Source organism: Nonomuraea monospora (genome assembly GCF_039531895.1).
GTDB lineage: Bacteria > Actinomycetota > Actinomycetes > Streptosporangiales > Streptosporangiaceae > Nonomuraea > Nonomuraea monospora.
The window spans coordinates 170690-192321 of the sequence record NZ_BAAAQX010000005.1; the positions used below are offsets into that span (position 1 = coordinate 170690).

General features: G+C 72.1%; 21 protein-coding genes. 8 read left to right on the forward strand and 13 right to left on the reverse strand.

Going from position 1 to position 21632, the window contains the following annotated elements:
• The first annotated feature begins 108 nt into the window (after nt 1-108).
• Genes ABD331_RS12045 through ABD331_RS12055 form a run of 3 tightly spaced genes read left to right on the forward strand, consistent with a single transcriptional unit; the run spans nt 109 to nt 2061 of the window.
• Entirely contained in the window at nt 109-957 is an 849-nt protein-coding gene (locus ABD331_RS12045) for a glycosyltransferase family 2 protein (RefSeq protein ID WP_344473723.1), read from the forward strand.
• On the forward strand, nt 950-1846 hold the full coding sequence (locus ABD331_RS12050) for a glycosyltransferase family 2 protein (protein ID WP_344473724.1): 897 nt from the start codon (nt 950-952) through the stop codon (nt 1844-1846). Before ABD331_RS12045 ends, ABD331_RS12050 begins: the two co-directional genes overlap by 8 nt.
• A gap of 20 nt (nt 1847-1866) precedes the next feature.
• On the forward strand, nt 1867-2061 hold the full coding sequence (locus tag ABD331_RS12055) for a DUF2795 domain-containing protein (RefSeq protein ID WP_344473727.1): 195 nt from the start codon (nt 1867-1869) through the stop codon (nt 2059-2061).
• A 56-nt stretch (nt 2062-2117) separates the two neighbouring features.
• Here ABD331_RS12055 and ABD331_RS12060 read toward each other — a convergent pair whose 3' ends face one another.
• The 10 genes from ABD331_RS12060 to pyrG all read right to left on the reverse strand — a co-directional run bounded on the left by ABD331_RS12060 (nt 2118) and on the right by pyrG (nt 13132).
• Nucleotides 2118-3275 (reverse strand): NAD(P)/FAD-dependent oxidoreductase, encoded by a 1158-nt coding sequence (locus ABD331_RS12060; protein WP_344473730.1) that lies wholly within the window; start codon nt 3273-3275, stop codon nt 2118-2120.
• A 75-nt stretch (nt 3276-3350) separates the two neighbouring features.
• Nucleotides 3351-4481 (reverse strand): prephenate dehydrogenase, encoded by a 1131-nt coding sequence (locus ABD331_RS12065; RefSeq protein WP_344473733.1) that lies wholly within the window; start codon nt 4479-4481, stop codon nt 3351-3353.
• 88 nt (nt 4482-4569) lie between these two features.
• Entirely contained in the window at nt 4570-4929 is a 360-nt protein-coding gene (aroH, locus tag ABD331_RS12070) for a chorismate mutase (RefSeq protein ID WP_344473736.1), read from the reverse strand.
• Between the two features lie 71 nt (nt 4930-5000).
• Nucleotides 5001-7004, reverse strand: coding sequence for a pseudouridine synthase (locus ABD331_RS12075; protein ID WP_344473738.1), 2004 nt, complete (start codon nt 7002-7004; stop codon nt 5001-5003).
• Nucleotides 7001-7600 carry an SMC-Scp complex subunit ScpB gene (gene scpB / locus ABD331_RS12080; protein WP_425565993.1) on the reverse strand — a complete coding sequence of 200 codons (600 nt, stop codon included), beginning with the start codon at nt 7598-7600 and terminating at the stop codon, nt 7001-7003. Before scpB ends, ABD331_RS12075 begins: the two co-directional genes overlap by 4 nt.
• A 460-nt stretch (nt 7601-8060) precedes the next feature.
• Entirely contained in the window at nt 8061-8882 is an 822-nt protein-coding gene (locus ABD331_RS12085; protein WP_344473740.1) for a segregation and condensation protein A, read from the reverse strand.
• Nucleotides 8879-9814, reverse strand: coding sequence for a ParA family protein (locus tag ABD331_RS12090; RefSeq protein WP_425565994.1), 936 nt, complete (start codon nt 9812-9814; stop codon nt 8879-8881). Before ABD331_RS12090 ends, ABD331_RS12085 begins: the two co-directional genes overlap by 4 nt.
• A 124-nt stretch (nt 9815-9938) precedes the next feature.
• Nucleotides 9939-10844 (reverse strand): site-specific tyrosine recombinase XerD, encoded by a 906-nt coding sequence (locus tag ABD331_RS12095; protein ID WP_344473744.1) that lies wholly within the window; start codon nt 10842-10844, stop codon nt 9939-9941.
• A 15-nt stretch (nt 10845-10859) separates the two neighbouring features.
• Nucleotides 10860-11471 carry an NUDIX domain-containing protein gene (locus ABD331_RS12100; RefSeq protein ID WP_344473746.1) on the reverse strand — a complete coding sequence of 204 codons (612 nt, stop codon included), beginning with the start codon at nt 11469-11471 and terminating at the stop codon, nt 10860-10862.
• Nucleotides 11468-13132: a CTP synthase gene (gene pyrG / locus ABD331_RS12105; RefSeq protein WP_344473748.1), complete on the reverse strand. Its 1665-nt coding sequence runs from the start codon at nt 13130-13132 to the stop codon at nt 11468-11470. The genes ABD331_RS12100 and pyrG overlap by 4 nt, the downstream gene beginning before the upstream one ends.
• A 110-nt stretch (nt 13133-13242) precedes the next feature.
• Here pyrG and ABD331_RS12110 point away from each other — a divergent pair, with 110 nt between their 5' ends.
• The 3 genes from ABD331_RS12110 to ABD331_RS12120 are packed head-to-tail and all read left to right on the forward strand — an operon-like array spanning nt 13243 to nt 15877.
• Nucleotides 13243-13887, forward strand: coding sequence for an acyltransferase (locus ABD331_RS12110; protein WP_344473750.1), 645 nt, complete (start codon nt 13243-13245; stop codon nt 13885-13887).
• 46 nt (nt 13888-13933) lie between these two features.
• Nucleotides 13934-15061 carry an NAD(P)H-dependent flavin oxidoreductase gene (locus ABD331_RS12115; protein WP_344473752.1) on the forward strand — a complete coding sequence of 376 codons (1128 nt, stop codon included), beginning with the start codon at nt 13934-13936 and terminating at the stop codon, nt 15059-15061.
• Nucleotides 15062-15106: 45 nt separating this feature from the next.
• The gene (locus ABD331_RS12120) at nt 15107-15877 is read left to right on the forward strand and encodes a GntR family transcriptional regulator (RefSeq protein ID WP_344473754.1); all 771 of its coding nucleotides are present in this window, start codon (nt 15107-15109) and stop codon (nt 15875-15877) included.
• Here the strand turns inward: ABD331_RS12120 and ABD331_RS12125 are convergent.
• The gene (locus ABD331_RS12125; protein WP_344473756.1) at nt 15855-18215 is read right to left on the reverse strand and encodes a GcvT family protein; all 2361 of its coding nucleotides are present in this window, start codon (nt 18213-18215) and stop codon (nt 15855-15857) included. The genes ABD331_RS12120 and ABD331_RS12125 overlap by 23 nt on opposite strands.
• A 68-nt stretch (nt 18216-18283) precedes the next feature.
• Between ABD331_RS12125 and ABD331_RS12130 the strand changes: the two genes are divergently transcribed.
• Nucleotides 18284-19192: a choline kinase family protein gene (locus ABD331_RS12130; protein ID WP_344473758.1), complete on the forward strand. Its 909-nt coding sequence runs from the start codon at nt 18284-18286 to the stop codon at nt 19190-19192.
• Between the two features lie 4 nt (nt 19193-19196).
• Nucleotides 19197-19805, forward strand: coding sequence for a DUF4126 domain-containing protein (locus ABD331_RS12135; RefSeq protein ID WP_344473760.1), 609 nt, complete (start codon nt 19197-19199; stop codon nt 19803-19805).
• 196 nt (nt 19806-20001) lie between these two features.
• On the opposite strand, the gene ABD331_RS12140 is transcribed toward ABD331_RS12135, so the two are convergent.
• Both ABD331_RS12140 and ABD331_RS12145 read right to left on the reverse strand, forming a co-directional pair.
• Nucleotides 20002-20796 (reverse strand): alpha/beta fold hydrolase, encoded by a 795-nt coding sequence (locus ABD331_RS12140; protein WP_344473762.1) that lies wholly within the window; start codon nt 20794-20796, stop codon nt 20002-20004.
• Nucleotides 20797-21624: a glucose 1-dehydrogenase gene (locus tag ABD331_RS12145; RefSeq protein WP_344473764.1), complete on the reverse strand. Its 828-nt coding sequence runs from the start codon at nt 21622-21624 to the stop codon at nt 20797-20799.
• Nucleotides 21625-21632 lie beyond the last annotated feature (8 nt).

Sequence of the window (21632 nt, forward strand, 5' to 3'; positions counted from 1 at the left end):
CGCCGTTTCTTGTCGGTAACACTGTTACCCCCTTCATACGCCCCGCCCCCGCGCCCGTCAACGGATCCGCGGAGGAGTAAGGCCGTCCGCTCCGGTTAGTGACACCGTGTGAAGCATGGAGCCCGCGTCACGGTCGTCGTGGCGAGCAAGGACCGGCTGCGGTCACTGACCCGCACGCTTCCCCTGCATCCGCGCCCGGTGATCCTCGTCGACAACGGCTCCACCGACGGCACCGTCACCTTCGTCCGCCGCCACTTCCCCGACGTCCACGTGGTCGAGGCCGGCCGGAACCTGGGCGCCCCCGCCCGCAACATCGGCGTCCAGATGGCCGAGACCGCCTACGTGGCCTTCGCCGACGACGACTCCTGGTGGGCGCCCGGCGCGCTGGAACGGGCCGCCGACATCCTGGACGCCCACCCGCGCCTAGCCGTCGTGGGCGCGCGCGTGCTGGTGGGGCCCGAAGAGCGGCTGGACACCGTGTCGGAGCAGATGCGCGACTCCCCGCTCGGCGTCGAGCCCGACCTGCCGGGGCCGAGCGTGCTGGGGTTCCTGGCGTGCGGGGTGGTGGTGCGCAAGGAGGCCTTTCTCGACGCGGGAGGGTTCGACGACGTGATCTTCTTCTTCGGCGAGGAGGAGCGGCTGGCCGTGGACCTGGCCGCCAAGGGGTGGGGGCTGGCGTACGTGGACGACGTGGTCGCCCACCACCACCCCTCACCCGCCCGCGACCCGCGCGGCCGGCAGGTGCTGGCCGCCCGCAACGCCGTGCTCACCGCCGTCCTGCGCCGCCCGTGGCGCGTGGTGGCCCGCCGCACGCTCCAGGCACTGCGCGGCGGCTCGGCGGGGCGCGAGGGGCTGCGCACGGCGGTACGCAGGCTGCCCCGGGCGCTGGCCGAACGGCGCGAACTGCCGACCTCGGTGGAACGGGCCCGGCGCACGCTGGAGCGGGCCGATGGCTGATCCGCGTGTGGGCGCTGTGGTGATCACCTGGAACCGGCGCGAGGAGGCGCTCACCGCGCTGGGCCGCCTGCTCGCCCTCCCGGAACGCCCCCAGGTGGTCCTGGTGGACAACGGCTCCACCGACGGCACCGCCGAGGCCGTGACGCGTGCTTATCCCGAGGTGGACGTGGTAGCCCTCGGCAAGAACCTCGGCGCCGTGGGCCGCAACGTGGGCGTGGAACGCCTGCGCACCCCGTACGTGGCCTTCGCCGACGACGACACCTGGTGGGCCCCCGGCTCGCTGGCCAGGGCCGCCGACGCGCTGGACGCCCATCCCCGCCTGGCCGTGGTGACGGCCCGCATCCTGGCCGAGCCGGGCGGGCGCGACGACCCGATCGTGGCCGAGCTGCGCGACTCCCCCGTACCGGGACCTGACTGGCTGCCCGGCCCGGCGCTGGGCAGCTTCCTGGCGGGCGCGTCGGTGCTGCGGCGGGAGGCGTTCCTGGAGTGCGGCGGCTTCTCGCGGCGGCTGTGGCTGGGCGGCGAGGAGGAGCTGCTGGCCGTGGACCTGGCCACGGCGGGCTGGGAGCTGTGCTACCTGGAGGAGCTGACCGTCCACCACCAGGCCTCCACGCAGCGGGACTCGCACGCCAGGCGGCGGGTGGGGCTGCGCAACACGCTCTGGTTCACGTGGCTGCGGCGGCCCGTGCGGGCGGCGCTGCGCCGTACCGCGCATCTGGCCAGGACGGTGCCGCGCGACCGCATCTCGGCGCTGGCGGCCCTGGACGCCCTGCGCGGGCTGCCGTGGGTGCTGGCCGAGCGGCGGCGCGTGCCGCCACGCGTGGAGGCCAGGCTGGCGAGCCTGGAGGCCTCCCAGGAGAACTCGCGAGCCCGCCGTTACGTCTCGTGAACGGGGGGCAGCAGGCGGGTATGAGCACCGCACCGAACCCGATCGACCTGCAGAAACACCTGAAGGGCGTGGACTATCCCGCCTCCAAGGAGGATCTGGTCCAGGCCGCCCGCGACCATGACGCGGGCGACGACATCGTCCAGGCCCTGCAGAACATGCCGGACCGCCAGTACGACGGCCCGAACGCCGTCAGCGAGGCGGTGACCAGGCGCTGAGCCGTGGGGGTGCGGAGGGCGGGGCCGATCACGGCCCCGCCCTCCGCGCGTCCCGCTCATGAGAGCCCGGCGGTGAGCGCGAAGGCCCTGACCGGCACAAGGTCGTGCTTGAGCAGCTTGAACAGGGTGATCGGGCTGCTGCTGACCGTCTCCTTGTAGGCGATGGCCGCCCGGCCCTTCAGGTACCAGCGGCGGGGGGTGTCGTCGGGGCGGGTGAACTGGATGACGGCGTCCTTCCTGCCGAGGCTCACGGGCTGATGCATGTAGCCGAACCTGAACGGCGCGGGGGTTCTGCCGCGCAGCGTGGCCGCCAGCGAATCCGCCCCGGCCAGGGCCATGGGGATGCCGCCCTGGCAGGTGCCGTGCAGGACGCCGAACTTCTGGCTGACCGCCGCTGCGTCGCCGATCGCGTACACGTCGGGGTGGGAGACCGAGCGCAGCGCCTGGTCCACCACGATCCGGCCGCGCGCGTCCACCGTCAGCCCCGCCTGGGCGGCCAAGGGCAGGCCCGTGGTGCCGGTCGTCCAGAGGGTCGCGTCGGAGTAGATCAGCTCGCCGTCGCCCAGCTCGACGCCGCCGGGCAGCACCTTGGTGATGTCCGCGCCCGCGCGCACCTCGACGCCGAGCCGCTCCAGCGCCCTGTCCAGGTACGCGCGGGCGGCCGTGCCCATCATCGACCCAGGCCGTCCCCTGGTCAGCAGGACGACGTGCAGGTGCGGGCGGGCCTCGGCCAGCTCGGTGGCCGCCTCGACGCCCGTGAGGCCGCCGCCTGCGACGACGATCGTGCCGTGGGTGAGGGTGTCCAGGTGACGCGCCAGCCGGACGCCGGAGGTGTGGTCGTCGAAGACGTGCGCGTGCTCGGCCACGCCGGGGACAGTCGCGTCGGTGACGGTGCCGAGGGCGTAGACCAGCTTGTCGTAGCCCAGCAGGTCATGACCGGGAGCACCGTCGAGGCGCACCTGCCGCCGTTCGGGGTCGATCGCGGTCACCCGTCCCAGCACCAGCTCCACCCCGCTGCCCGCCAGCACGTCCGTGAGCGCGTGGTCCTTCAGCCGCTCGCCCGCCGCCGTCTGGTGCAGGCGCAGCCGCTCGGTGAACCGCGGGGAGGCGTTCACCAGCGTGACGCGCCCGCCCGTCTTCCGGGTCAGGCGCGCGGCCCTGATGGCCGCGGTGACGCCGGTGTAGCCTCCGCCGAGTACCAGGATGTCCGTCATGTTCGTCGCCTCCTCGATTCGTGCTTGCAGACGAATCCAGGAGGCGCGGATGTGACATCGGGCGCGGAAAAACCTCTAGGGAACCTGCCAGCCGCGCTCGTGCAGGGCCTCAGTGAGCGCGCCGGCCGCGTCGGGCTCCACCGACAGCTCGGCGATGCCCAGCGGCAGGCCGGGGGCGTGCTCCAGGCGCACGTCCTCGACGTTGACGCCGACCTCGTCGCACGCCTGGAACAGCCGGGCGAGCTGCCCGGGACGGTCGCCGATCACGACCTGGACGACGGCATAGGACGAGGCGGGGCCGCCGTGCTTGCCGGGGATGCGGTCGTGGCCGACCACGCCGCGCTTGAGCAACTGGGTGATCTCGTTGGTGGCGGTGCCGTCGCCCTCGGCCAGGGCCCGCAGCGCGCTGGCCGCGTCGGCCAGGTCGTTGGCCACGGCCTCCAGCACCTCGGCGACCGGGGACGCGTTGCCCGACAGGATGCCCAGCCACAGCCCGGGGTCGCTGCCCGCGATCCGGGTGACGTCGCGCACGCCCTGCCCGGCCAGCCCGAGCGCGACGTCCGTGGCGTCGGCCAGGCGGGCGGCCACGGCGGAGGCGGCCACGTGCGGCGCGTGCGAGACCACGGCGACGGCGCGGTCGTGGTCGACGGCGCTCACCTCGACGGCGTTGGCGCCGCACAGCTCGATCAGCCGCAGCACCGCCGCCTTCGCCTCGGGGTCGGCCTCATCCGTCGGGCACAGCGCCCAGGGCCGGCCGAGGAACAGGTCGTCCCTGGCCGCTCCCGGGCCCGACTTCTCGCGGCCGGCCAGCGGGTGGGAGGCGACGTAGGTGCCCAGGTCGCAGCCGAGCTGCGCGGCCCGGTGGATGGGCTCGGCCTTGACGCTGGCGACGTCGGTGTAGAAGCGGGCGGCGTCGATGCGCTGCAGCTCCAGCAGCTCGGTCGCCACGTGGGCCGGGGGCACCGCGATGATCGCCAGGTCCACCCGCTCGGACGGCTGCACCGTCGCCTGCCCTGCGGCCTCTCCCGCAGCGGGCGTGGCCTTCATCGGGTGCCACTCCTCGCCCGCGCCGAGCTCGCGTGCCAGCCGTACGGCTCCCGGTTCGCGGTCGGCGAGCAGCACCCGGACGCCGCGCTTGCGCAGCGCCAGCGCCGCTGAGGTGCCGATGAGACCGGTGCCGACGACGAGCACGGTACGAAGTTCCATCTCGATGTCCTGATTTATCGGGCCGTACGGGCTAGTAGTGTCGCGCGGCGGGCTTGCCATCCGCTTGACGGAAAGAGCACGGTGCCGGCTACTGGGCGATGTCCTGTCTCAATGCCACCGCGCCGCGCAGATAGACGTGCTGGATCTCCGAACGCGGCCGGTCGGACTCCACATGGGCCATCAGACGTACGACGCGGGGCAGCGCGCCTGGCACGTCGATCTCGGTGCAGCAGATCAGCGGCACCTCGTGAAAGCCCAGCTTACGCGCGGCGAGCGCGGGGAACTCGGCCGTCAGGTCGGGCGTGGCCGTGAACAACACGCTGATCACGTCGTCCGGGGACAGCCGGTTGCGCTCCATGATCGCGCTGACCAGCTCGGCCGTGCCGGAGATGACCGAGTCGCGGTCGTTGGCGTCCACCTGGATCGCCCCACGGATCGCCCGCACCATGTGGTTCGTCCCCTTCCATAACCGGAGAGCCCGTGCGGAGGTTTTCGCACGGGCTCCTTCGTCCGGCCAGATTACAGCTTCACGGCCGCGTACAGCTCGCCGACTTCCTTCAAGGTCAACGCCCTGACGGTGCCAGGCTTGGTCCTGCCCAGCTTGACCGGCCCGAACTCGATCCTGGCCAGGTCGATCACACGGTGACCGGCCTCCTCCAGCATCCGCCGCACGACGTGCTTGCGGCCCTCGTGCAGCACCACCTCGACCAGCGCCTGCTGGCCGTGCTCCTGCACGATCGAGAACGCGTCCGCCCTGGCGAGGCCGTCCTCCAGCTCGATGCCCTGCTTGAGCCTGCGGCCCAGGTCGCGCGGGATCGGCCCCGGCACCTTGGCCCAGTACTTCTTCTGCACCCCGTAGCTGGGGTGCGTCAGCCGGTTGGCCAGCTCGCCGTCGTTCGTGAGCAGCAGCAGGCCCTCCGTCTCGGTGTCGAGCCGGCCCACGTGGAACAGCCGCGGCGCCAGCTCCTCGACATAGTCGGCCAGGCACGGACGGCCCTGCGGGTCGTCCATCGTGGACACGACGCCGATGGGCTTGTTGATCGCGTAGTAGACGAGGTCGGGCGCGGTCGGGATGCGCTTGCCGTCCACGTGGATAATCTGGGTGGCGGGATCGACCTTGGCGCCGAACCTCCGCACCACCTGGCCGTTCACCGTCACCCGGCCGTCGCCGATCATCTCCTCGCACGCCCTGCGGCTGGCCACGCCCGCCTGGGCGAGCACCTTCTGCAGGCGGACGCCGCCCGGCACCTCGGTGGTGTCGCGCTCGTCGGTGTAGCCCTCGGGGAAGAGGTCGCGGTCGCGCAGCGGCTGGCGGGCGGCCTTCACCCGGTTGTGCTGCGGGCTGTTGTAGGACGGGCGCCTGGCGCCGCCCCCGATGGTCTGGACGTCGTCGCGGCGCGGCGCGCGGCGGTCGGCACCCCTTCCGGGCTGCCGGTCGTCGGCGTCGTCGCGCCTGCCGTAACGGGAGCGGGACGAGCTCGTCGGCCTGGGGGCGACGTCCTCGCGGCGGCCGCTCCGTCCGGCCCGGAAACCACCGGTCCTGACGTCGCCACGGTCACCCCGCCGGTCGTCACGCCGGTCGTCACGGCGGGCGTCGGGACGCCCGTCGTGGCGGTCATCCGGGCGACCGTCGCGGACGGCGTCACGGCCCGCGTCGCGGCCGTAGCTACGGCGGTCGTCACGGCCCGCGTCACGGCCGTAGCTACGGCGGTCGTCACGGCCCGCGTCGCGGCGGTCGTCGCGGACGGCGTCACGGCCGTAGTCACGGCGGTCGTCACGACCTGCCTCGCGGCGGAAGTCACGGCGGTCGTCGCGGCCCGTGTCACGGCGGAAGTCACGGCCTGCGTCGGGGCGGCGGTCACCGGCCTCTGTGCGGTAGGCGCCGCGGTCCCCACCACGGGCGGGGCGCTCGTCACGCCCGTAACGGCTGTCACGGTCGCCGAAGCGGTCACTCCGGCCCCCGAACCGGTCGTCACGACCTGAACGCCCATCGCGGCCGGAGCTGCCCGCGCCGCCGGAGCGCTCGTAGCGGCCAGCGCCGCCCGAGCGGTCGTCACGGCCGGAACGCTCGTCACGGCCGAAGCGGCCGGCGCCACCCGGGCGCTCGTCGCGGCCGGTGCGGTCGCCGCGACCGCCGAAGTCGCGGGCCGGACGGCCCTCGTTCTCGCCGTCCCGCCTGCCTCCGTACCGGGCGCGGACGCCGCCCCGGTCGGCGCGGAGGGAGTCGCGCGAGGGCCGGTCACGGAAGCCGTCACGACGGGAGTCGTCGCGGAAGCCACCATCACGGCGGGAGTCGTCGCGGGAACCACCGTCGCGGCGGGAGTCGTCGCGGAAGCCGCCGTCGCGGCGCGGGCCGCCGGTGCTTCGGAAGTCGTCGTCGCGGCGGAACCCGCCGCGGCCACCGCCGCGGGAGTCGCCACGGGTGTCGTCGGAGCGGAAGGCGGGACGCCCGCCACGGCCCGAGCCGCCGGTACGTCCACGACCGCGTCCATCACCGGACGGGGTGCTACGCCTGTTGATCACTTTGTCGTCTCCTCGAGATTCTCCAGGTCGTCGGGGAGGAAGGGCGCGAGCTCGGGAAGCTCGCTCAGGTCCCTCAGCCCCAGACGTTCAAGGAAGTATGAGCTTGTCCGGTAGAGCACTGCCTGGCTCTCCGGGTCGGTGCCGGCCTCCTCGACCAGCCCCCTGGCGACGAGCGTCCGCATGACGCCGTCGCTGTTGACGCCGCGCACCGCGGCGACGCGGGCACGGCTCACCGGCTGCCGGTAGGCCACGACCGCGAGTGTCTCCAGCGCGGCCTGGGTCAGCCGCGTCTGCTGGCCGTCGCGGACGAACCGCTCGACCAGTTGCGCGCAGTCGGCTCGCGTGTAGAAACGCCAGCCACCCGCGACTTCTCTCAAGTCAAAACCCCGACCGGCCGCGGTGTATTCCGCTGCCAGCGAGCGCAGGGCGGCGCTCACCTCGTGGGTGGGCCGTTCCAGCACCTGGGCGAGGGTCACCTCGGCGACGGGCTCGTCCACCACCAGCAGGATAGCCTCCAGCGCCGCCTCCAGGGTCGGCCCTGCGCCGGTTGCCGGTGCCTCGTCGAGCCCGGGTGACGCGTCGGGCCCACCGGCCAAGGTCACATCAACCTCAACGGCCTCCACCGCCACACCGCCATCCGCCGGTCCGGCGTCCCACACCGGCACGTCAGCCCGGTCAGCGGCGGCTTCCTGAAGCTCCACCGGCTCGGCGTCAGGCTCCCCGAGGTCGGCCGCAGCCTCGGCGGGCTCGGCCCGAATTGGGTCGGCGTCGCGCTTGCTCGGCTCGGCAGGACCCGGGTCGATGTTAGGCGCGCTCAGCTCGGCCGAAACCGGGTCGGCGTCAGACGCGTCCCGCTCGACCGAAACCGGGTCGGCGTCGGGCGCGCTCAGCTCGTCCGGAACCGGGTCGGTGTCAGGCTCGCTCAGCTCGGCCGAAACCGGGTCGTCCTCCACCTCAGGCGCCCCCGCCTGCGCCATCGACCCCGGCAGCGTCATCCAGGCGGGCAGCGGCGGCCCGGAGTCGGGCGAGCGGCGCGGGTTGGGCAGCGGGTTGTCGTCATTCATCGGCAGGTCTCTCCGCGGATTCCTCGTAGTCGTCCCCCACCGACACGTCGCCCTCGTCGGTGCCCGTCCACGTCACGTGCAGATCGCCCAGCGGCTCGACCTGCTCGAACGTCACCGCCGACTCCCGGAAGAGCTCCAGCACGGCCAGGAACCGGGCGATGACCTCGAAGGTGCCGTCGCAGTCGGCCACGAGCGCGCGGAAGGTGGCCCGCCGGAGCCGCCGCAGGTGCATGACGAGGATGGCCGCCTGCTCCTTGACGCTGGCGAGCGGCTGGTAGACGTGCCCCAGGTTGACGGTGGGCGGCAGCTTGGGGGTGAAGGCCTTGGCGGCGATGCGGGCGAGTTGTTCGGGGCCGATGCCGAGGATGAGCTCGGGCAGCAGGTTGGCGAACTGCTCCTCCAGCGGCGCGGTACGGGGGAAGCGCAGCGCCTCCTCCGCCATCCGCCCGGCGAAGACCTTGGCCACCTCTTTGTAGGCCTTGTACTGCAGCAGCCGCGCGAACAGCAGGTCTCTGGCCTCCAGGAGAGCCAGGTCCTCTTCGTCCTCGACCTCGCCGCTGGGCAGCAGCCGGGCCGCCTTGAGGTCGAGCAGGGTGGCCGCGACCAGCAGGAAGTGGCTGGTCTGGTCGAGGTCCCATTCGGGGCCGCGGGAGCGGATGTAGGCGATGAACTCGTCGGTGACCTTGGACAGCGAGACTTCGGTGATGTCGAGCTTGTGTTTGGCGATGAGGCCGAGGAGCAGGTCGAACGGACCCTCGAAGACGTCCAGGTGGACCTGGAAGCCCTGCGGGGGCGACGGCTGCTCGGTGGTCACCTGGCCATTGTCGCAGGCGCCGGCCAGCGCGAGAGCACCTCGCGGGCCAGCTCACGGTAGGCGTTGGCGCCGAGGGACGACGGGTCGAAGGTGGTGATCGGCTCACCGGCCACCGTCGCGTCGGGGAAGCGCACCGTGCGGTTGATGACGGTGTGGAACACCTTGTCGCCGAACGCCTCGACGACGCGGGCCAGCACCTCGCGGCCGTGCAGGGTGCGCGCGTCGTACATGGTGGCGAGCAGGCCTTCGATCTCGAGGTCCTCGTTGAGCCGCTCCTGGACCTTGGAGATGGTGTCCATGAGCAGGGCGACGCCGCGCAGCGCGAAGAACTCGCACTCCAGCGGCACCATGACGCCGTGGGCGCAGGTGAGGGCGTTGATGGTGAGCAGGCCGAGTGACGGCTGGCAGTCGATGAGGCACACGTCGTAGTGCGGCAGCAGCGGCTTGATGACGCGGCCGAGCACCTGCTCGCGGGCGACCTCGGTGACGAGCTGCACTTCCGCCGCGGACAGGTCGATGTTGCTGGGCAGCAGGTCGAGGCCTTCGACGCCGGTCTCCAGGAGCACTTCCTCGGCGGTGACGCCGCGCTCCATGAGCAGGTTGTAGACGGTCAGGTCGAGCTGGAGCGGGTTGATGCCCAGGCCGACGGAGAGCGCCCCCTGCGGGTCGAAGTCGACGAGCAGCACCTTGAGGCCGCACTCGACGAGCGCGGCGCCCAGGTTGATGGTGGTGGTGGTCTTGCCTACGCCACCCTTCTGGTTGACCATCGCGACCACGCGCGCCGGGCCGTGCACCGCGGGCGGCACCGGTTCAGGGAACACCGGGCGGGGCCGCTGCGTCGGGCCGAGATTGACGCCGTTGGAAGGCGCGTTGGTCTTCGTGTCGCCCCAGGGGTTGTCGGGGGTCCCCGGGGTCGAACCCTTGGTCGTCACAGTCACCAGCTCGAACCTCCCTGACGATCCCGAACCGGACCGTCCGGACGGACACTATGGCGTCACCACTTAACGCGGCAAGGCGGCACGCCGTGGGCCGGCGCACGTCCCAAAAGACTATAGATCACTGCCGGGCGCGTGGATGCGCTGCGGCGTAGACCTCGCGGAGCTTGTCGACGGTGACCAGGGTGTAGACCTGAGTGGTCGTCACAGAGGCGTGGCCGAGCAACTCCTGTACCACCCTAACGTCCGCGCCACCGTCGATCAGGTGAGTTGCGAAGGAATGCCGGAGTACGTGCGGGCTTATCCCGTCGAGTCCGGCTCGTTCGGCGGCGGCTTGGAGCACTTCCCAGGCTCCCTGCCTGGTCAGGCGGCCTCCGCGGGCGTTGAGGAAGACGGCGGGGGTGCCGCGCCCGTGGGCGAGCAGCCCGGGCCGGGCGCGTACGAGGTAGGCGTCGAGCGCCGAGCGGGCGTAGCGGCCGAGGGGCACGACGCGGGTGCGGTTGCCCTTGCCGTGCAGGCGCACCTGGTCGTCCTCCAGGTCGTCCACGGCCAGCCCGACGGCCTCGGAGATGCGGGCGCCGGTGCTGTACAGGACCTCCAGGAGGGCGCGGTTGCGCAGCGTGAGGGGCGCGCCGTCGGGGCCTGAGGCGGCGATGAGGCGTTCGACCTCGGCCACGCCGATGGCCTTGGGCAGCCGGCGGAGCTGGCGCGGCGGGCGTACCTCGTGGGCGGGGTCGTGGGCCGTGACGCCTTCGCGCAGGGCGAAGCGGTGCAGCCCGCGCACGGCGGAGACGGCGCGGGCGGCGGAGCTGGCGACCAGGGCGGGGTGCTCGCCGTCGCCCTCGCGCAGCGCGGCGAGGAAGGCCAGCACGTCGGCCTCCCCCACCTCGCCGAGCTCCAGGCGCCCGCGCGCCTGGAGATGCTCGAAGTATCGGCGCAGGTCACGACGGTAGGACGCGAGCGTGTTGGCGGCCAGGCCGCGCTCCACGGCCAGATGGGCGAGGTAGCTGGAGAGCACCGCCTCCACGAACTGGTCCTTCCGTCACGCCTCCGGTGCGTCGGCCGGGCGCAGCAGGTGGTGCCCCTCGACCGAAGCCGCATATGCGGCGAGGATACCGGCCACGGTCGAGGAATTGTGGATCATTCCCATGAGCGCCTTCTCGACCGCGTCGGCCAGAGGGACCCATTCGACCGGCATGTCGATTTCCTCGTGCCGGTGTTCGAAGCCGTTCTCCTCGTCGGGGATCCTGCTCAGGCCCCTGGCCAGGAACACCCGTACGCGCTCGTCGGTCATGCCCGGCGAGGAGCGCAGGTCTACCAGGGTGTACCAGGTGTCGGCGCGGTAGCCGGCCTCCTCGGCGAGCTCGCGGGCGGCGGTGGTGACGAGCGGTTCGCCTGCCACGTCGCGGATCCCGGCGGGCAGCTCCCACATGAGGTGCCGCGTGGGGTGGCGGTACTGCCTGATCATCAGGACCCGGTCGTGCTCGTCGAGCGCGAGCACGGCGACGGCTCCTGGGTGGACGACGTAGTCGCGGTCGGCGACCTCGTCGCGGGGCATCTTGACGGTGTCGGTGACGACCTCGATCACGTGGCCCTTGAACCGGTGCCTGGATTCGACGACGTCCCACGCCTCGGGCGTGTCTTCCACGTTCATGGGCCCACCTTCGCACCGACGCGGGCGTCGGCGTACACGAGGGCGGCGTTGATCAGGCCCTTGAACATCGGGTTGGCCCTGGTGGGCCGGGAGCGGAACTCGGGGTGCGCCTGGGTGCCGATGAAGAAGGGGTGCACGTCGGTCGGCAGCTCGGTGTACTCGACCAGGCGGCCGTCGGGCGACAGGCCGGAGAAGACGAGGCCGACCTGTTCGAGCTGCTCGCGGTAGGCGTTGTTGACCTCGTAGCGGTGCCGGTGGCGCTCGTCGGCCTTGGCCTTGCCGCCGTAGAGCTGCCTGGCCAGGGTGCCCTCGCCGAGCTTGGCGGTGTAGCTGCCCAGGCGCATGGTGCCGCCCATGTCGCGCTCGCCGGCGACGACGTCCTCCTGGTCGGCCATGGTGGAGATGACGGGGTGCTTGGTGTCGGGGTCGAACTCGGCGGAGTTGGCGTCCTCGATGCCGGCCATGTTCCTGGCGGCCTCGATGACCATGCCCTGCATGCCGAGGCAGATGCCGAGCAGCGGGATCTTGTTCTCGCGGGCGTGGCGGATGGCGCCGATCTTGCCCTCGATGCCGCGTACGCCGAAGCCGCCGGGGATGAGCACGCCGTCCACGCCGTCGAGCTCGCGCCCCGCGCCCTCGGGGGTCTCGCAGTCGTCGCTCTTGACCCAGCGGATGTTGACCCTGGCGTCGTTGGCGAACCCGCCGGCGCGCAGCGCCTCGGTGACCGACAGGTAGGCGTCGGGCAGGTCGATGTACTTGCCGACGAGCGCGATCGTGACCTCCTTGGCCGGCCGGTGCACGCGGCGCAGGAGCTGCTCCCACTCCTTCCAGTCGACGTCGCGGAAGGGCAGGCCGAGGCGGCGTACGACGTAGGCGTCGAGGCCCTCGGAGTGCAGCACCTTGGGGATGTCGTAGATGGAGGCCGCGTCCACGGCGGAGACGACGGCGTCCTCGTCGACGTCGCACATCAGGCTGATCTTGCGCTTGATCGCCGTCTGCACGGGGCGGTCGGAGCGCAGCACGATGGCGTCGGGCTGGATGCCGATGCTGCGCAGCGCGGACACGCTGTGCTGGGTCGGCTTGGTCTTCAGCTCGCCTGAGGGGCCGATGTACGGCAGCAGCGAGACGTGCAGGAAGAACACGTTGTCGCGGCCGACCTCGTGCCTGATCTGGCGCACGGCCTCCAGGAACGGCAGCGACTCGATGTCGCCGACGGTGCCGCCGACCTCGGTGATGACGACGTCCACGTCAGGGCCGGCCATCCCCCGGATCCGGTCCTTGATCTCGTTGGTGATGTGCGGGATGACCTGGACGGTGTCGCCGAGGTACTCGCCCCGCCGCTCCTTGGCGATGACGTTGGAGTACACCTGCCCGGTGGTCACGTTGGCCGAGCCGTGCAGGTGGGTGTCGAGGAACCGTTCGTAGTGGCCGACGTCGAGGTCGGTCTCGGCGCCGTCGTCGGTGACGAACACCTCACCGTGCTGGAAAGGGTTCATGGTGCCGGGGTCGACATTGAGGTAAGGGTCGAGCTTCTGCATGGTGACCCTGAGACCGCGCCCTTTGAGCAGGCGACCGAGGCTGGATGCCGTGAGCCCCTTGCCGAGACTGGAGGCGACACCGCCGGTGACGAACAGATGCTTGGTTTGCGATGCGCTGCGCAAAGGGGCTCCCGTGGCTCGAGGTGTGGTCGAAGTGTCCACGGGCTCTCAGGATATCAAACAACGCCCCTCACATGCCTGAACGGCATGACCTAGCGGTAACTTTGGTCCCTATGTCACTAGTTCGGCGGGCTCTGGGCGCGTTGATTCACCGTGCCTACGGGGCGATCCGCGCCGCCGGTGAGATTTCTCCAGGCAGTCCGGCCGGCTACCGATTCCGCTCGCTCGGCCCCGGGGTCAGCATCGCGTTCCCGCCCGGCGCGATCTTCGGCGAGCAGTGGATCGAGATCGGCGACCACACGCTCATCGGCGAGCGGGTGTCGATGTCGTGCGGCATGGTCCCCGGCCCGGACCTGGGCCCCGACTCGATCCTGCGGATCGGCGCGAGCTGCTCGATCGGCCGGGGCTCGCACATCGTCGCGCACCAGTCGGTCGACATCGGCGACGACGTCTTCACGGGCCCGTACGTGTACATCACGGACCAGAACCACGTCTACGACGACCCGGACATGCCGATCGGGCGGCAGTGGCCGCGCAACAGCCCGGTCTCCATCGGCTCGGGGTCGTGGCTGGGCACGGGCGCGATCATCCTGCCGGGCACCACGCTGGGCCGCCAGTGCGTGGTGGCGGGCGGCGCGGTGGTGCGCGGCGAGTTCCCCGACCACAGCGTGGTGGCGGGGGTGCCCGCCAGGCGGGTGCGCGGCTACACGCCCGAGCAGGGCTGGCACACGCCCGTCACGCTGGACAGCATCCCCTGAGGTCACCCTCTGGACCGAACAAGGTTCTGACAGTTAGCGTCGTTCCATGCGGACCGCCATCTGTGAGCGTTTGGGCATCGAGTTCCCGCTGTTCGCCTTCAGCCACTGCCGCGACGTGGTGGCCGCCGTCACGAACGCGGGCGGTTTCGGGGTGCTGGGCGCGATCGCGTACTCACCCGAGCAGCTCGACACGGAGCTGACCTGGCTGGACGAACGGGTGGGCGGCCGCCCGTACGGCGTGGACGTGCTCGTCCCCGGCAAGATCGACCCCTCGGCGCTCGACCGCCGCACGCAGCTCTCGGAGGCCGTCCCCGACCGCCACCGCGACTTCGTCATCCACCTGCTGAACAAGTACGGCGTCAGCTCGCCCGGCCAGCCGATGACGGCGGTGGCCGACGAGTTCGGCAGGCGCGTGACGGCGGCCGGGGCGACGGGGCTGATCGACGTGGCGCTCAAGCACCGGATCGGGCTGATCGCCAGCGCCCTGGGGCCGCCGCCGCCCGAGATGGTCTCCAGGGCCAGGGAGGCGGGCGTGCCGGTGGCCGCGCTGGTGGGCACGGTCGAGCACGCCCGCAGGCAGGTGGCGGCGGGCGCCGACCTCATCGTGGCGCAGGGCACCGAGGCGGGCGGGCACACCGGCGAGGTCTCCACGATGGTGCTGGTCCCCCAGGTCGTGGACGCGGTCGCGCCGGTCCCCGTGCTGGCGGCGGGCGGGATCGCGTCGGGGCGGCAGATGGCGGCGGCCATGGCGCTCGGCGCGCAGGGCGTGTGGTGCGGCTCGGTGTGGCTGACGACCGAGGAGGCGGAGACGGCTCCGGCGGTCAAGGCCAAGTTCCTGGCGGCCTCGTCGCTGGACACGGTCCGGTCCCGGTCCCGTACGGGCAAGCCGGCCCGTCAGCTCAGGTCCGCCTGGACCGAGGAGTGGGACTCCGGCCAGGAGAGCCCCGGCGCGCTGGGGATGCCGCTGCAGATGCTGCTGGCCGAGGGCGCGATGGCGCGCATCGGGGCGGCGGCGGAGAAGGGCGAGCCCGGCGCGGTGGAGCTGGTCAACTACTTCGTGGGGCAGGTCGTGGGCCAGCTCGACCAGGTGCGGCCGGCCAGGGACGTGGTGTACGACATGGTCAGCGAGTTCGGCGAGGCGATCGAACGGCTGCGCCGCCTGTCGGAGGAGTGAGCCCCGGGCGTTTTCCGAGTCTTGTCCAGAAGGTAACCTGCGCCTGTGGTCGGGACCCCGCCTGAGCTGGAACGCGGCACCGGCGTCCCCGCGCACGTGCAGATCGAACGCTGGCTGCTCGCCTCGATCGCCGGCGGCGAGCTGACGCCGGGCGACCGCCTGCCCGGCGAGCGGGAGCTGGCCGGGCGGCTCGGCGTGAGCAGGATGACGCTGCGGCAGGCGCTGGCCTCGCTGGAGCGCGACGGCGTGCTGCTGCGCGTGCCGGGCCGGTCGGGCGGCGCGTTCGTGGCCGAGCCGCGCCCCGCGCCGCGCATCGACTGCGACCTGACCGGGCTGGCCGGGTTCACGGAGCAGATGCGCCGCGCCCACCTGCGGGCCGAGGCGCGGATCCTGCGGGCCGCGACGGTGCCCGCGCCCGCCGCCGCCGCGCGGGCCCTGGGGGTCGCGCCGGGCGAGCCGGTGCACGAGGTGGCGCGGGTGCGCTCGGCCGGGCCGTCGCCGGTGGCGCTGGAACGCTCGTACTTCCCCGGCCTGCCCGGCCTGCTCGACGAGGACCTCACCGGCTCCCTGTACGCGCTCCTGGCCGCCCGCTACGACCTGGAGCCGCGCACCGCGACCGAGCACCTCGACCCGGTCATCGCCCAGCCCGCCGAGGCCGCCGAGCTGGGCATCGAGCCAGGCGCGCCGCTGATGCTGATCGAGCGCACCGCCTACGCGGCGGACGGCACCCCGGTCGAGTACGCCCGCGACCTGTTCCGCCCCGACCGGGTCCGCATCACGGTGCGCAGCGGCGTCACGGCACCAGAGGGCTCTTGACCACCGTCCCCGGCACCCACCGGCCCTCCACCTCGACCTCGACCGGCGTGCCGGGCTCCGCCTCCAGGTAGGCGTAGGCGATCGACTCGCGCGCGGTGTACCCGTACCCGCCGGACGTCACCCGGGCCCGCACCCGCCCATCGACCCGCACCGGCTCGTTGCCGAGCGCGATCGCGCGCGGGTCGCTCAGCGTCAGGCAGCGCAGCCGCCGCGCGGGCGCGGGGTCGAGGGCGTCCCTGCCGAGGAAGTCCTTGTCGTTCTTGACGCAGAAGCCCAGCCCTGCCTCGTACGGCGTCGTCTCGGGCCCGAGGTCGGCCCCCCACACCCGGTAGCCCTTCTCCAGCCGCAGGCTGTCGATGGCCCGGTACCCCCCGGCGACCAGCCCGTACGGCTCCCCGGCCCGCCACAGCGTCTGCCAGAGCCCCAGCCCGTACTCGCTGGAGCAGTACAGCTCCCACCCGTGCTCCCCCACGAACGTCACCCGCAGCGCCAGCACCGGCACGTCCCCCACGGTCAGCTCGCGCGCGGACATGAACGGGAAGTCCAGCGGATCGGGTGTCAGGCCGCCCAGCACGTCGCGGGCGCGCGGCCCCCACAGCGCGAAGCACGCGTACTGCCCGGTCACGTCCGCGATCCTGGCCTTGGAGCCGGTGCTCGCCGCCTGCTTGCGCAGCCATCCCAGGTCGTGCGCGCCGAACGCGGTGCCGGTGACGACCAGGAACTCCTCCTCGCCGCGCCGGGTGACGGTGAAGTCGCACTCGATGCCGCCGCGCCGGTTGAGCGCCTGCGTGTACGTGACCGCGCCGACGTCCCTGGCGACCCGGTTGTCGCACACCCATTCCAGCAGCGCGGCGGCGTCGGGCCCGGTGACCTCGATCTTGGCGAACGAGCTCTCGTCGAACAGCCCGGCGGCCGTGCGCGTGGCCCGGTGCTCGGCCCCGATCGCGGACGACCACAGCCGCCCGGCCCACCCGCCGGGCCGCTCCTCCTCGCCCGGATGTTCGTTCGCGGCGTAGTAGTTGACCCGCTCCCAGCCGGACTTCTCGCCGAAGACGGCCCCGTTGGCGGCGTGCCAGCCGTAGGCGGGCGAGACCCGCAGCGGCCGGCCCGCCGACCGCTCGTGGCCCGGGTAGCGGATGTCGTAGTACGTCTCGTAGTTCTCGACCGCCCTCTTGATCGTGTACGCCGGCGAGCGGTAGTGGCGGCCGAAGCGGCGCACGTCCATGTGCCACAGGTCCATGCTGGGCTCGCCCTCGACGATCCACTCGGCCATCACCTTACCGATGCCGCCCGCGCCCGCGATGCCGTGCGCGCAGAAGCCGGCGGCCACGAAGAACCCGGCGACCTCGGTCTCGCCCAGGCAGAACTCGTTGTCGGGGGTGAACGCCTCAGGCCCGTTGATCAGCTTGCGGATGCCGACGTCGGCCATGGCGGGCACGCGGATGCGGGAGTTGTCCGAGATCTCCTCGAACCTGGGCCAGTCCTCCGGCAGCAGGCGGCCGTTGAAGTCGGCGGGCACCGCGTCGTAGGAGTCGTGGCCTGCCGTCCAGGGCGCGCAGTTACGCTCGTAGCCGCCCATGACCAGGCCCTGGACCTCCTGGCGGTAGTAGACGAGCAGGTCGGGGTCGCGCAGGGTGGGCAGGCCGGTGTGGTCGTGAAAGGCGTCGCTGACCACGTACTGGTGCGACATCGGCACGATCGGGACCCGCACGCCGGCCATGCGGCCGATCTCGGCGGCGAACATGCCGCCGCAGTTGACCACGATCTCGCAGGCGATGTCGCCCTGGTCGGTGCGCACGCCCGTGACGCGGCCCCGCTCGACGGTGACGCCGAGCACGCGGGTGCGGGTGCGCACGGTGACGCCGCCCTCGCGGGCGCGGCTCGCCAGCGCGTAGCAGAGCTGGGACGGGTCGATCTGCCCGTCCGTCGGCAGGTACGCCGCCCCGACCACGCCCTCCGGGTCCATCAGCGGGAACAGCTCCACGGCCTCGGCCACGGAGATCTCCTCCAGCGGCAGGTCGAAGGTGCGCGCCCAGCCGATCTGGCGGCGGATCTCGGCCATCCGCTCGGGCGTGGAGGCGAGCTTGATGCCGCCGCACTCGGTCCATCCGGCGTCGAGGGTGCGGTACAGCTCGACGGAGTACTGGTTCATCCGGGTGAGCGTGGGGTCGGCGCGCAACTGACCGACGAGCCCGGCGGAGTGGAAGGTGGAGCCGCTGGTGAGCTCGTCCCGTTCCAGCAGGACGACGTCGCGTTCGCCGAGTTGGGTGAGGTGGTAGGCGACGGACGCGCCGCCCACCCCGCCGCCGATGATCACGATCCGGGCCGAGTCGCTCATGGTCGCGAGGTTAACCGGCGCGCCCCTAAAGGTCTAGACCGTTTAGTGCGGCGGGGCTAGCATCGAGCATGGCCGCGCCCGAGGTCCTCGATCGCATCCCGTTGCTGTCCGGCGTGCCGCGCTCCGTGGAGGAGCTGCCCGGCGGGCTCACCAACCACAACTACAAGGTCACCACGCCGTCCGGCGTGTACGTGGTGCGCCTGTGGGCCAGCGACGGCGAGCTGCTGGCCATCGACAGGGACGCCGAGCACGCCAACTCGATCGCGGCGGCGAAGGCCGGGGTCGGCGCGCCGGTCCACGACTACCTGCCGGAGCTCGGGGTGCTCGTGGTCGGCTTCCTGCCGGGGTGCCGGACGTACACGGAGGCGGATCTGCTCGACCCGGCGAACCTGCCGCGCGTGGCGCGGGCGTGCCGGCGACTGCACGCGGGGCCGCGGTTCGTGCGCGACTTCGACATGTTCGAGGTGCAGCGGCGCTACCTGGAGATCGTGCGGGATCGCGGCTTCCGGCTGCCGCCCCGCTACCTCGACTTCATGCCCGCCGTCGCCCAGATCCGGAAATGTCTGGCCATCAGGGCCGAGGGGACGGTTCCGTGTAACAACGACCTGCTGCCCGGCAACATCCTGGACGACGGCGAGCGGCTCTGGCTGATCGACTACGAGTACGCGGGCAACAACGATCCCTGCTTCGAGCTGGGCAACATCTGGAGCGAGTCCGACCTGCCGCCCGGCCACCTGGACGAGCTGGTCACCGCGTACTACGGCCGACGCCTGCGCCACAAGATCGCCCGGGCGCGCCTGCTCGGCCTCATGTCCAAGTACGGCTGGACGTTGTGGGCCTCCATCCAGGACGGCGCCAACGACACCATCGACTTCGACTTCTGGTCGTGGGGCATGGAGAAGTACGAGCGGGCGATGACCGAGTTCACCGATCCCGCGCTGACACGCCTCATGGACGAGGCCGCCCGGGCAGACTAGGGGCATGCTGGCCGCTTTGACCGGTCTGGGGCTGTCCACGGCCGCCGGGCTGAACGCATACATCCCGCTCCTGGTCGTGGGGGTGCTGGCGAACGTCACCGACGCCGTGCGGCTGCCTGACGGCTACGCGTGGCTGTCCAACTGGGGCGTGCTCGCCATTCTCGCGGTGCTGCTGCTGGCCGAGATGGTCCTGGACAAGGTGCCCGCCGTCGACAGCGTCAACGACGCCATCCAGACCGTGGTGCGCCCCGCCTCCGGCGGCGTGGTCTTCTCCGCCACCAGCGCCGCCGCCGAGCTGGAGAACTCCTCCTGGATGACGCAGAACCCGTGGGCGGGGTGGCTGCTGGGCATCGTGATGGCGCTGGCCGTGCACGCGCTCAAGTCCGCCGCCCGCCCGGTGATCAACGCGGGCACGGCCGGGGTCGGCGCGCCGGTCGTCAGCACGGTCGAGGACGCCGGGTCGTTCGGGATGAGCCTGATCGCGCTGTTCCTGCCCGTCCTGGTGATCGTCGTGCTGCTGCTGTTCGCGGTGCTCGCGTGGTGGGTGCTGCGCCGGGCCCGCCGCTTCCGCGCCCGCAGGAGGGCCGCACGGGGGCATCACCCGCCAGGGTGACCCGCGATCCGCCCACGGGGTGACGCGCCGGTGGCCGGCGGACGCCTACCGTGGGTCCAGAGGTAGCGAACAAAGGGATCGAAAGCGTGTGGGCGGCAATCCGTGGCCCCCAACCCTGGCACGCTCACACGTCGTTGGCGCCCGGCGGGACATCCCGTGCCGCCGGGCCCATCACATCGCGTGCTTTTTTGGGCCGTCACAGGCGGCGTAACCAGCCTTTCACGGCGCTGACGAAGTCGTCCGGGCGCTCCTCGTGCAGCCGGTGGCTCGCGCCCTCCCACGACAGCACCACCGACGCCGGGTCCTTCAGCAGCCCCGCCTCCCAGCTCGCCCGCCCGGCGTCCGCCCAGATCGACAGCACCGGGCACCGCCTGCGGGCCAGGTAGTCGTCGCTCGCCGGACGCACCCCGATCGCGCCTGGCGCGGTGAACATCGCCTCGAACGCCTCCACCAGAACGTGCGGCGGCATCCCGTACAGCCTGCGCTTGTGCCAGCGCCTGATCACGGCGGGGGTGCCGGCGTTCGTGCACCACTCGTCGATCCGCTCGGCCGCCCGGTGCGGACGCTCGCCCCGCAGGCCCGCGATCATGCGGGGGAAGCCTGCGGCGATCTCCGCCGACATGCCGTAGCCGGGGTCGAGGGTGACCAGCGCCCGCACCCGCTCGGGATGCTCGACGGCCAGGATGGAGACCACCTGGCCGCCCATCGAGTGCCCGACGGCGACCACCTGGGGGATGCCCAGGCGGTCGAGCAGGACGTCCAGGTCGCCGGCCATCGCATGCGGCGTGTTGCCGGTCTCCGGGACCGAGGAGTAGCCGTGGCCGCGCAGGTCCACGGCGAGCACGCGGTGCGCGGAGGCCAGCGCGTCGATGTGCCACGACCACTGGTGCGAGTCGGTCCCCCAGCCGTGCACGAGCAGCAACGGCGGATCGCCCGTGCCGTCGTCGGTGTAGAAGAGCCGCACGCCCTCGCCGACCTCCGCGTACGGCATCTAGGCCTCCTGATTTTTCGGCGGAACCTTGGGTGGAGGCAGCAGCGAGCCCTCCCCCGCTGTCCAGCCGCCGTCGATCGCCAGCTCGGCGCCGGTCACGTACGAGGCGGCGTCCGACAGCAGGAACGTGATCGCCTCCGCCACCTCCTCCGGCTCCCCCCAGCGCCCGGCCGGGGCCAGCCCGAACGTGCCCTCCCCCGAAACGGCCCCGAGTCCCTGCGTCATCGGGGTGACGATCATCCCGGGATGGACGGAGTTGACGCGGATCCTGTCCCGCCCGAACTCCAGCGCCGCGATCTTCGTCAGCCCGCGCACCCCCCACTTGGAGGCACCGTACCCGCCGGTCAGGGGCAGGGCGAACAGGCCCGCGACCGACGACAGGTTCACGATGGCGCCGCCGCCCTGCTCCCGCATCGGCCCGACCACGGCCTTCAGCCCCAGGAAGGTGCCGACCAGGTTCACCTGGAGGACGTTCTGGAACTCCTCCAGCGGCTGCTGCTCGATCGTCAGCATGGTGGCGATGCCGGCGTTGTTCACCAGGCCGTCCACCCGTCCGTACGCCTCCAGGGTCTCGGCGACGACGGCCGCCCAGGCGTCCTGGCTGGTCACGTCATGCTGAATGAAACGGGCGTCCAGCTCCTTCGCGGTCGCCGTACCCTCCTCCACCAGCACGTCGGTGAGCACGACCCGAGCCCCGGCCGCGACGCAGCGCCGCGCGGTGGCCGCCCCCATGCCGCGAGCGCCACCCGTGATGATCACAACCTTGCCGTCAAGCACCCTGTATGCCCTCTCTAGGGGTGGGTTGGGAAGACATGTGCACTGAAACACACCGGTCA